Origin of the sequence: Streptococcus sp. C150 (assembly GCF_000187445.1) — a bacterium.
Classification (GTDB): Bacteria; Bacillota; Bacilli; order Lactobacillales; family Streptococcaceae; genus Streptococcus; species Streptococcus raffinosi.
On sequence record NZ_GL698449.1, the window covers coordinates 1,366,849 to 1,377,876 of the forward strand.

General features: G+C 38.0%; 9 protein-coding genes and 1 pseudogene. 2 read left to right on the plus strand and 8 right to left on the minus strand.

The genetic code is table 11. The annotated features are described in order from the left end of the window. Positions 1–67 precede the first annotated feature (67 nt). The 8 genes from HMPREF0848_RS06095 to HMPREF0848_RS06130 form a co-directional block, all read right to left on the minus strand. Positions 68–634, minus strand: coding sequence for an aminodeoxychorismate/anthranilate synthase component II (locus HMPREF0848_RS06095; protein WP_008535346.1), 567 nt, complete (start codon positions 632–634; stop codon positions 68–70). Next, positions 631–1,986: an anthranilate synthase component I gene (gene trpE, locus HMPREF0848_RS06100; protein WP_037609029.1), complete on the minus strand. Its 1,356-nt coding sequence runs from the start codon at positions 1,984–1,986 to the stop codon at positions 631–633. Before trpE ends, HMPREF0848_RS06095 begins: the two co-directional genes overlap by 4 nt. Before the next feature lie 78 nt (positions 1,987–2,064). Next, positions 2,065–2,343 (minus strand): chorismate mutase, encoded by a 279-nt coding sequence (locus HMPREF0848_RS06105; protein ID WP_004183228.1) that lies wholly within the window; start codon positions 2,341–2,343, stop codon positions 2,065–2,067. A gap of 488 nt (positions 2,344–2,831) precedes the next feature. Further along, positions 2,832–3,494, minus strand: a complete 663-nt coding sequence (locus tag HMPREF0848_RS06110) for an ABC transporter ATP-binding protein (protein WP_004183229.1) — start codon at positions 3,492–3,494, stop codon at positions 2,832–2,834. Between the two features lies 1 nt (position 3,495). Beyond that, positions 3,496–5,523, minus strand: a complete 2,028-nt coding sequence (locus tag HMPREF0848_RS06115) for a DUF1430 domain-containing protein (RefSeq protein WP_008535350.1) — start codon at positions 5,521–5,523, stop codon at positions 3,496–3,498. Positions 5,524–5,652: 129 nt separating this feature from the next. Continuing rightward, entirely contained in the window at positions 5,653–5,949 is a 297-nt protein-coding gene (locus tag HMPREF0848_RS06120) for a lactococcin 972 family bacteriocin (RefSeq protein ID WP_004183233.1), read from the minus strand. 319 nt (positions 5,950–6,268) lie between these two features. Continuing rightward, a complete protein-coding gene (locus HMPREF0848_RS06125) occupies positions 6,269–6,619 on the minus strand; it encodes a PBECR2 nuclease fold domain-containing protein (RefSeq protein ID WP_004183234.1) in 351 nt (116 codons plus the stop codon). Between the two features lie 94 nt (positions 6,620–6,713). Beyond that, entirely contained in the window at positions 6,714–9,062 is a 2,349-nt protein-coding gene (locus HMPREF0848_RS06130; protein ID WP_037609173.1) for an HAD-IC family P-type ATPase, read from the minus strand. Between the two features lie 582 nt (positions 9,063–9,644). Between HMPREF0848_RS06130 and HMPREF0848_RS06140 the strand changes: the two are divergent. Together HMPREF0848_RS06140 and HMPREF0848_RS10675 are read left to right on the plus strand one after the other, a co-directional pair. Continuing rightward, a pseudogene (locus tag HMPREF0848_RS06140) lies at positions 9,645–10,041 on the plus strand (transposase); the annotation flags it as partial. 824 nt (positions 10,042–10,865) lie between these two features. Continuing rightward, a complete protein-coding gene (locus tag HMPREF0848_RS10675; protein ID WP_008535356.1) occupies positions 10,866–11,027 on the plus strand; it encodes a UDP-N-acetyl glucosamine 2-epimerase in 162 nt (53 codons plus the stop codon). Position 11,028 lies beyond the last annotated feature (1 nt).

Here is an 11,028-nt window from a genome sequence, read left to right on the forward strand (position 1 = left end):
TTCAATGTTTTCTGATGCACGAGGAGAGGTTTTGAGCGTAGACAAATCTAGTCCAAAGATTGTCCAACTAGCCTGCAACGATTTTTACAAAATTTTCAACCATCTTGAGCCCATCTGGACTACCGATGCTTTCTGGGTGATATTGCAAACCATAAATTGGTAGCTCCTTATGTTGAATGGCCATGATTTCCTGGTCATCCGTTGTGATAGCTGTCACATCGAAACCCTCTGGCATTCGGTCAACAACAATGGAATGGTAACGCATGATTGGGACATCATTGTCAATATCCTTGAAAATTGGCGATGGCGTTTCAAAAGTAATATTGCTTTGTTTGCCATGCATGACATTCTTAGCCAAGCCAAGTTTACCACCAAAAGTTTCCGCAATAGCCTGGTGCCCCAAGCAAATTCCCATCATCGGTTTTTTACCAGCGAAATCCTTGATCAAGGCTTCCATTTTACCCGCATCAGCTGGCCAACCTGGACCTGGTGAAAAGACTAGCCCGTCAGCATTTTCTGCCTCTTCATAGAGCTTGTCATCATCGTTACGCAAAACCTTTACCTCTGTAAATGTCCCTAGGTATTGTGCCAAATTATAGGTAAAAGAATCATAGTTATCAACTAATAAAATCATTGGTCATCTCCTATTCTTGTCATAGCTTTCGCCTTGTTAATCGTTTCGTAAAATTCATTTTCAGGAACACTGTCGTAAACAACACCTGCACCTGCTTGAACATAGGCTTTTTGATTTTTGAGAATCATGGTACGGATGGCAATGGCAAAGTCCATATCTCCTGTCGCAGACAGATAACCAATAGCTCCCGCATAAATACCACGTTTTTCCTGCTCAAGCTCATAGATACGACGCATGGCACGAATCTTAGGTGCTCCTGATACGGTTCCAGCTGGTAGGGTTGATTTTAGCGCATCCAATGCTGTCAATTCAGGCAAGAGTTGTCCCTTAACCACACTGGTAAGGTGCATCACATAGCGGAAATACTCAACCTCCATATACTTGGTCACCTTGACCGTACCATTTTTAGCAATCTTACCAATATCATTACGTCCCAAGTCAACCAACATACGGTGTTCCGCAGTTTCTTTGACATCATGTGAGAGTTCATCTGCCAAAGCCGCGTCTTCCGCCTCATTGGCACCACGAGGGCGAGTTCCAGCAATCGGATTGGTTACCACCTCTCCATTCTTCACTGAAACCAAACTCTCTGGGCTCGCACCAATCACCTGATAATCTCCAAAATCGTAGAAATAAAGATAGTTTGATGGGTTGGTCACACGCAAGTTACGGTAGTAATCTAAAGGATCTCCCTCAAAGTCCGCTGAAAAGCGTTGGCTAAGCACACATTGGAACATATCTCCCTCACGAATGAGTTTCTTGGCCTTAGTCACCATATCCATGAAGACTTCTTTTTCGATATGATTTGAAAATTGCAAGGCTTGCAAGGCTTGAGGCGTAAACTCGTTTGGCGCCTGAGTCTGGAGGTTGGTTACCACCTGACCAAGAGCTTGACGCACCGCATCGTTGTCACGATCAGAGTAGATATTGTCCTCAACCACATAAACCTTTTCCTTCTTGTGGTCAAAAATCAAATAAGACTCATAGATGAAGAAATGCATATCAGGTGTCCCAATCGTATCTTCAGGAATCTCACCAATATTTTCATAGAGACCAATCATGTCATAGCCTGCAAACCCGATAGCACCACCTGCGAAAGGTAGGTCAGACTTGATGCCCTTGACTGTTACTTGGTCCAAGTATTCGAAAGGATCTTGATCAATCGCCTTACCATTTTCATAAAGAACACCATCCTTGAAGGTTACTTCAAAGACCGGATTGTAGGCAACAATAGAAAAACGTGCATTTTCCTTCTCACGAGGAATAGATTCAAGGATAACCTTGTGTTCCCCCTGAACACGCATATAAGCCAAGATTGGTGTTAAGGTATCGGCTGGTAAAATTTTTCTCATAATATTTCCTTTCAAACTGGTTTATCGAGAGTAATAAGACTGATACAAGGCTCCTTTATAGGATGTATCGGCACCATATTATTCTTTGTTCACTTTCTCTTCCAAAGCAATAAATGCTTTAATCATGCTTCTCCAAACACTTTCAGCCACATCTGGCGATAAGCCAAGCTCTAGTGCCTCCTTACGACGGTTTGCTATCACTTGAGCAACACGATCACTAGCCTGGACAGCAACCTTGTCTCCCTTGGGCTTAAGCCGTCCTGCCTTTTCCACAAGTATTTGACGTTGGGCCAGTAGTCGAAGCAACTGTCTATCAATATTATCAATATCAATTCGAATATCGCTTAATGCATCCATAAATACCCAACCTTTCATTGAATAATGACATAACACTTCTTTAAAGATAAAAGTAAACAAAAAACCTCACAGAGAAAAACTCTGTGAGGGCATTAAATCTAGTTTAACACGGTACCACCTCAGTTAATGGTCTCCAAAAAACGACCATCATCTCTATCTCCTCTAACAAGGAGTTGCACGGTAAGGGGTGCCAACCGAGGAGAATATGTATTACCTTCTCATTATCATCCAATCAGCCCAATGTTCGCTCATCTCGATTACCTACTCACAATCACCGCAGGCTCCCTGAAAATCTAAGACCAGTTACTTTCTGATTTACCAACTATTGTACTCCTTTTTAGAGAGATGTCAAGAATTTTCTGTTAATTTTGACAATTTCAACGACCCAACTGACTTTATTTCTTACATTATATGGTATTTGCATCTCCTCAGGATATCTTATGAGAATAAGTCAAAATACCTCTTAAACTAGGTTCTCGGTATCAAAACTAACTAATATCGTCGTTAGAGTTGTTATATCGAATCTTATTTAATCGAATTACTTGATCTGCTTGTTCCCAAATACCTGGATTATGGGTAGCAATAATAATGATACGATTTGGATTTTTTAGTGATCGAATTAAGTCCATAATTTCTTGAGCATTATCAGGATCCAAAGAAGCTGTTGGCTCATCAGCTAGTATGATAGGAGGATTTTTCAAAAAAAGTTTAGCCAGAGCAACACGCTGTGCTTCTCCGCCAGATAATTCGTATATTTTTTGATTAAGATTTAAATGTTCCAGATGAACATCTTTCATCACTTTTTCTTTGCATTCTTGAATATCATTCTTTCTGAGTTTCTTTCCTACCAACCCCAAATCCAGGTTGTAACTTATACTATCATTTTCAATAAGCCCAAAGTTTTGAAACAAATAACCCAAATAATCACGATAATAGACTTGAGATTTAATCTCTTTCAAGTCTGTACCATCATAAGTGACAGAACCACTATCATAAGTCTCTAGTTTTGCCAGAATATTTAAAAGAGTTGTTTTCCCAGAGCCACTTTCTCCGATAAGCGCATATATCTTTCCTTTATCAAAAGATAAATTTAAATCATCAAAAATAACTCGCTTACCAAAATATTTGCTTAGTTTCTTAATTGCAATCATATTACTTTCCTTTCAAAACACTGACTGAAGTTCTACTCTCAGTAAGCGTCTGTTTGTATAAAATGGTAAACATGTTGATAATAAACAAGGAAACTATAAGTAAACTCATAATCAAATGATGAGTCAAGAAAATCAAAAATACAAGTGCAACACCTAAAACACAGATTTGTGAAAAAAGATAGTTAAAATGCACTTCTTCAAACCTCATACCAGATAATCGCTTGATAAAGATTTCTTTTCTAAATTGCTCAAAGTAAAGAAGGTTCATACTGTCAAATAAAAGTATAGAGGTCAATAAACCTAATAAAACACCAATTAATAGAAAAGCAAGGCGACTACGACTCTCTGAAAGAATCTTATAGTAGCTATTACGATTATTAGTCAAATAAGAAACCCACTGATAAACACCACCTTGTTTAAGTAAATCAATGCTATCCTTATAGCCTGTCATGTGTAGTCCCGAACCTACTTCTGTTCCCCAAAATAACTGACTACTTGGTGTATCTCCCATTGCTTCAGGGGTAGTCACAACAATAATAGGATCATTAAGGAATTGCATAGGTATGTCACTATCTGTATTGTACAAAAAACGCTTTTTCTTATCTTTTACGAATTCGGTAAAGACCGATACCTTAAATAAGTGATGACTATGAGGATTTAGACTACGACTTGAGAAACCTGACATATATTCTGAATATATACTCTCTAACTCTTTCCTACTATTCTTCAACTTCTCTGGAATTATTAATCCAAATTCGCCACGCTTAAGTTTTTTCATTTGTGCTAAAAATTCATCGGAGACACCAACATTTTGCTTTTCCAAGTAATTAGGTGAAACATAAATGGTATTCCCATTAGGCACATAGTCTGTTATTTTAACCCCATTAGCTATATTTGATACTAAGAACTGACGTAAATTTGTTTTTACAAATAGCCCTTTATCGTCCTTTAGAGTACGATTTGCGAAGTCATACCAAGACTTATTCTGCTTTTCTTCTTCCTTACCTTGTGTAAAGGCAGAGCTATAACTATAAGATAGCTGGTAGTAATTTCTATTTATAGACCACTCTTCTTTAGCACTATTTAATTGCACAAAATCTTGATAACTGTTCAACAACGTACCTACAGTAATACCAACAACTACAATTGCAACGAATTGTCCTAAGAACATCACTCCTAGAAGTCTTCTTAAGGGGAGGCGCCCTCTCATAACTTCAACTAAAGAAGTTGCTTTTAACCCTAGTAGATATATTAAACTTAACCCAAGAGAAATAAAACATAGCGCAAAAAAATATAAAGTTACTCCTGTAAAATAAAGTAATATAGGCAAAGATTGCAAAATCCGAAAATGCCACAAACCTACTCCCCCAATAAGAATAGATAAACAATATGCAACCAATAACTGCCTAGAATCAACGATAAATGATGATAACATTACTTTCATCATGCTTTGCCCCGAAACAAGCTTGATTCCCGCATCCCTTAAATCCTTTATTCGGTAAATCAACACTAGTGAAGCAAAGGTCAACAGAAATAATGCGAAACTAATAAGTGAAACCTCATTCAATAATATTGTTAAAAGTAAAGACAGTATTGAATAAGAAGAAAAATCAACCGCATTATAGCCAAGCTGACTGAATGTCGAGATAAGTTCTGCTCCCTTTAAATCACCTGAGACAATTAGATAGTTACTAACTATATCACTGCCTTCAGCACTCTCCTGAGAAGCCCTTTTTAAATTAGAAGGTGGAGAAACGTGTCCGTAAAACTGATAACGAAAATCTATTTCACCCTTTTCATTTGGTTGAACAATCCGTCTAGCAATTAAGCTATTATGCTCATTAGCTAAATTAGTTAAAGCATCTGTTACTTCCTTGCGATTAGATACCTTATGATCAGTCAAAGCCTGACCAGTCACATCTACAGCATTATAACTCGAAAAAGATATTTGCTGATTTTGTTGAACAATCATTGTGACTAAGTAGCAAGAAAACAGGATAGTCGAGATGAATATAAAAACACGTTTCATACAAACCTCCTAAACGGAACAATTATATATCTTTGTATTGAAATAAAGTTTACGGTCGAAAATGGAACCATTACAAGGAAACAAAAACTAGGTTGACATATTACATTCAACCTAGTCACCGTTACTTAATTAATTATAGTTATAGTAAAAGGCAGCCTGCTCGCCAAAAGACGTTTTAATAAAAGCATACGAAGTCTGACCGGCATAAGCATAGGCCTTACTAGATTTAGAGGTCCAACGACTAACTACAGTTGAACTATGATATTTCGAACCATGATAGTAATTCGAAAAAGCACCACCGTTAGAAGCCCCGTAAGTCCAAACACCACCACCTGGATACTGCGTAGCTGCAGCAACTCCAGACAAAGTCCCAAAAGAAGTCACAGCAAGAGCCAAAACCATTAACGATTTCATATTTTTTCTCATAAGTATTCTCCTTAAAGTAATTGCGATGAAGGAAATAAAATGACATAAACTATGCATAACATTTCTAAACCTTCATAAATCAACTGTTACATTAAGTAAGCGCTTACTTTTAAAGTTATTATATACAGTTTTTTTTATTTTTGTCAATACACTTTTTGTATTTTTGTAAGAATTGATACCTTTGCTACGCAAAAAAGCCCCCAAAGGGACTTCTCGGTTTGATAAACAACGGCAGGGTGACAGTCCTGCATCTCTTTCAGACCCGAAGGTGCGGCGGCTGCCTCTTCCGCCCTCGTTGTTATTTCTTACTTATATTATATCACATTTTCTTAGCTCTACCAGCATTTAGATAATTTTTCAGCTTAGAATCTTTAATCACAAACATGGTACGGACATTAAGTTTATCACATAATCTGACCGCTACCAGAACATTACCATCAATACGTTTGATATATTCCAAGGACTGACCATTAGGATGGCGACCGATATAGTCCGGATGAGCAATAATCTCTGGAATACGCTCATAGGTGGCATCAAAATCACTGAATTCCTGGCGATGTTTTTCCATATGCTTCTTACGTTGTGCAGACAGCGTGATTTCTTCACCAGGCTTGTAGTTCAAATCAAAAGCTTTAATGACTTTTGGCGTCAAGTGCCCTACTGTTTTCATGTCTCTATTGTACCACATCTCATACACATCAAGGTCTTTCCTATTGTTGAGGTATCAAAAAAACTCAAGCCTGTTACCAAGCTCGAGTTTTGACTTATGCTTTTTGAAAGGCACCTTGTTTGTAGCTAATCCAGAAGAAAAGCGGTGTACATATTGCCATTGCCACCAAGTAAATCGGCAAAGTAATCGCATTAAGCGTTGTAATTTCAATCACATCACTTAGATAGTAAGAACTAATCAAGAAGCCAAAGACTGAGTAAATAATCAAGGCCACACGCCCCTTATTCAAGGGGATACAAGCACGAATAACAGCAAGAACACCCGTTGATCCCATCATGTAATACGATAGCGTCAGCATGTCCGTATTGCTCATGCCAAGATAGACCTGAGACAGATGGAATATGAGAACACTGATAACCAGCATCAAGGCATTAGGAATAGACAACTGGAGCGAACGTCTGAGGAAATGTTTCTCAACAGGTCGAATATTACGCTCGAAGGTCAAAACAAATGGTGGAAGACCCTCAATAAACTGACCGGCCAAAGTCATCTGAACCTGAATGAATGGGAAGACCAAGAGGTACTCTGCCTTTCCAAAAACAATACTGGCAATACAGATAAGCCCCAAAAGGAAGGAATAGACCGTTTTGATGAGGAAAATAGGTGCAATGTGGGCAATATTATTAACCACACGGCGTCCCTCAAACAGAATTTCAGGAATGTCCTTAAACTCAGAATCCATAAGGACCAAGTTGGCAATCTGACGTGTTGCAGGATCTCCCTCTGCCATCACAATTGAACAATCCGCTTCACGCAGTGCCAAGATATCATTGACACCATCACCAGTCATGGCTGTGGTATGTCCATTAGCATTGAGCGTTTGGATTAACAACTTCTTCTGATGTGGAGATACGCGACCAAAGATTGCAGTATCTTCAGCCAAAGCCTCCAACTCCTCATCGCTGACCTTAGAACAGTCAATATAACTTTGATAATCAACAAAGCCAGCCTGATGGGCAATATGAGAAACCGTTACTGGATTGTCTCCAGAGATAATCTTAAGGGTAACATCCTGCGAACGCAAGTATTCTAATGTATCAGCCGCATCTTCACGAATTGGATCGGCAATTTCAAGCAAGGTCAAGGCTTCAACATCATTCGGCAAACTCATAGTCTCTGTATCAACCGCTGACTGACTCCATGCCAAAATCAAAACACGAGAACCACGAGCCTGCGCCTGTTCTACTGCTTGAGGGTTTTCCTTAAGTAGCATCTCAGGTGCACCTAAAAAGAGAGTTCCGACCCCGTCAATGCTCATAGCACCCCATTTACGATCACTTGAAAATGGGATAACATCCCCTACCTGATAGTGATGCTCCAGACGTTCATAGGCATTTCGAATCGCCTGGGCCGTTGAGTTGTTATCCTTGCTATGCTGCATGTAAGCCGCAAGCAAGCGCTCCAAATCCTCTTTAGTGAAACGCTCCGACAGTAGTTTCAAACCCTTAACGGTCATCTTTCCTTGCGTAATAGTCCCTGTCTTATCCAGGCAAAGCACATCCACACGCGCCAAGGTTTCGACAGAGTACATCTCCTGCACCAGGATATGTTTCATTCCAAGCTTAATAACGGCCGTCAACAGAGAGGTTATGGTCAAAAGGGCAATTCCCTTAGGCAACATTCCCAGAAGGGCTGTCGAACTGGTAACTACCGACTCTTGAAGAGAGAGTTGCTTAATCATGTAAGCCTCGAAAAAGAGCGCAAGCCCAAACGGTATCACAATCTTGCCCGTAAACTTGGCAATCTTATCCATGTTATAGAGGATACGAGAGACGATTGGCTTGTGCGTCTTGGCCTCAAGCATGAGCTTATTGGCATAATTATCCTCGGCTACGTTAATAACCTTAGCATAAACCTGACCACTTACAAGATAAGAACCTGATAGCAGCTCCTTCCCATCTTTTTTGAGAATGAGATCACTCTCACCAGTTAACATAGCCTCGTTTAGCTCAGCCATTCCATCAACAACCACGGCATCACTAGGCACCTGCTCACCCGCAGACAAGAGCATGATATCATCCAAGACAATATCCTGAGGATCAATACAAGTTACCTCACCATCACGCACCACACGGATTTGATCCTTATTCATGAGATTGAGCTTATCAATCATGCGACGGGCACGCAATTCCGTCATCATTCCCGTAAAAGCATTAAGCACAATAATCCCGAAGAAAAAGAGATTGGACCAGGCCTGCACAGCAATCAAGGCCACAAAAATCGCAAAATTGAGCATATTAAAGGAGTTAAAGACATTACGCCTAAAAATCTCCCAATTACTGGAGCCAGTTTTTGCTTTAAAATGATTTGTTTTTCCGGCATCTATCCGCCGCTTGACCTCCATCTGAGTCAAGCCTTGTAACTGTCTGTTCATAACTTTCATAGTAGCATAAAAACGAGGTGTTTTCAAAAGTTAGCCGTCATAAATCCCAAGGAAATAGGCCCATTAAATCGCATATTTTTTCCACTTTGTCATTCAGGCCAATAAACCCAAAAGTACTCTGTAGGATTAGCGTTTCTAATTAAACCTACTTTGATAAATTAAATTAAACAACCATTGAAGATTGATTAATGGTTTTGACTGCCTCTTCTATTAGGCAAAATAAGGCATCAAATTTTAACAAACAGGGGCTAAACACTTGGTATGAAAGGAATCTAGAAAATATTATGATGAACATGCAAAACTTGTTCCAAGAATTTTTTAGGCTTGTTATCATCATAAATACTGATTTTAAGGTATTTAACTACTAGTAAACTTAACAACTTTTATATATTTTACACAATATAGGACAGTAAATGGACAGTAACAGCATAATTGAAGAGTGAACAAAAAGAGGTATAAAAATACCTCTAAAAATACCTCTTTCAGATTGAAGACAAAGTCCTCAGAAGTTATACTTCTGGGGACTTTTCTTGCTTCGAAGGAGTATAATAAAAGAAAAGGTATTTGATGAGGTACTCCTAGTTAGCGATTTGTACTGAAAGTCGCCAGCACCAAAAAGTTGTAGTGCGTCATATTTGGAAAGATGCCTTAGAAATCTGTGAAGATATCCGTCATCAAAGTGGGATGAAGGAACGGTACCAACACCGGAAAGAAACGATAGAACGTTTATTCGGAACAGCTAAAGAATATCATAACTTGCGTTATACCAGAGAAAAAGGAAAGTCCAAAATGGAAGATAAGGTTGGGCTTACTTTGGCATGTCTAAATATCAAAAAATTGGTAAAAATGATGGTAGGGAAGACCTGTTATTTTATTCAAATACCTCAATATTATTGGATTATGGGAGAATTAAGTGTGAATATAAAAAAAGACAAACATCAAAAACGATGTTTGTCTTCATTCTGAATCAGAATTTTAATAGGAATTCTGATTTTTTTTATGCAAATCCATTTAAAAGCCAAAGGGTGTTTAATTATTATTTATTAAAATATAGATAAATATCATTTGATTAGTATTTGTTAAGTAGGAGTGTTTAATTCAAACGACTTCATTATAATAGTTGTCACATACATTAAAATTATAAAAAATTGAAAAAAGGTTGAAAAATAAAAATAACATGTTATAATTATAGCGTCTATATGAATAGGGAATATTGGTAGTAGTAACTTGAAGCCAACTTGATTGTAATCTTTCAACTCTTTTGGGGAGAGTTTTATACGATTACGTGTTGGTGCTTGGTACTATATGGTATTGGGATAGGGTTATCATACCGATATTTTGATTTGTAAGATAGGGGTAGAGCGTAAGTAAAGGGGACGCTCTTTAAAATGGGGAGAAGTTTTTATGAAATATATGTAAATTAGCAATACTGCTGGATTCAAAAACACTTTTATTAGCAAAGCGTTTTTTCTCCTGCAGTTTTTTTATTTTTTAAATAGTGTATTTTTAAATTCGAGGGAGAAGACTAAATAGCTCAAAACCATTGATATCCTTGGATGATATGACTTAGTTTTCTTGTCTTACTTCTTGAATTTTATACGTAATGATAGTCTTTTTATTGAGACCTTTTTCTTTATCTACTTTACATCATTTGCAAAACAAGACCAATAGCGAGGGCATTCCCTTTAATGCTTTTAGAGAAAGGATAACTCATTTTCCTTTTTATTGGGGATAATAAAGTGATAATGTAGAGTCTTATTTGTCAATATTATATTGATTTCGTATAGGTCATAGGGGGATCTTATGGGAAAATTAAATATTATGGTTGTCTTTGGGACAAGACCAGAGGCAATTAAGATGGCGCCGTTAATTCTTGAGTTGAAAAAACATCAAGAAACCATTAATACTATTACAGGACGTTTTGTTACAGACAGTTTGGATGCTGAAGGTATTAAAACTACTTAGA

Excerpts from the sequence above, each read along its gene's own strand:
- HMPREF0848_RS06115 (WP_008535350.1), bottom strand. The coding sequence starts at position 5,523 with ATGAAACGTGTTTTTATATTCATCTCGACTATCCTGTTTTCTTGCTAC.
- HMPREF0848_RS10675 (WP_008535356.1), top strand. The coding sequence starts at position 10,866 with ATGGGAAAATTAAATATTATGGTTGTCTTTGGGACAAGACCAGAGGCA.
- HMPREF0848_RS06130 (WP_037609173.1), bottom strand. The coding sequence starts at position 9,062 with ATGAAAGTTATGAACAGACAGTTACAAGGCTTGACTCAGATGGAGGTC.
- HMPREF0848_RS06120 (WP_004183233.1), bottom strand. The coding sequence starts at position 5,949 with ATGAGAAAAAATATGAAATCGTTAATGGTTTTGGCTCTTGCTGTGACT.
- HMPREF0848_RS06125 (WP_004183234.1), bottom strand. The coding sequence starts at position 6,619 with ATGAAAACAGTAGGGCACTTGACGCCAAAAGTCATTAAAGCTTTTGAT.
- HMPREF0848_RS06095 (WP_008535346.1), bottom strand. The coding sequence starts at position 634 with ATGATTTTATTAGTTGATAACTATGATTCTTTTACCTATAATTTGGCA.
- HMPREF0848_RS06105 (WP_004183228.1), bottom strand. The coding sequence starts at position 2,343 with ATGGATGCATTAAGCGATATTCGAATTGATATTGATAATATTGATAGA.
- trpE (WP_037609029.1), bottom strand. The coding sequence starts at position 1,986 with ATGAGAAAAATTTTACCAGCCGATACCTTAACACCAATCTTGGCTTAT.
- HMPREF0848_RS06110 (WP_004183229.1), bottom strand. The coding sequence starts at position 3,494 with ATGATTGCAATTAAGAAACTAAGCAAATATTTTGGTAAGCGAGTTATT.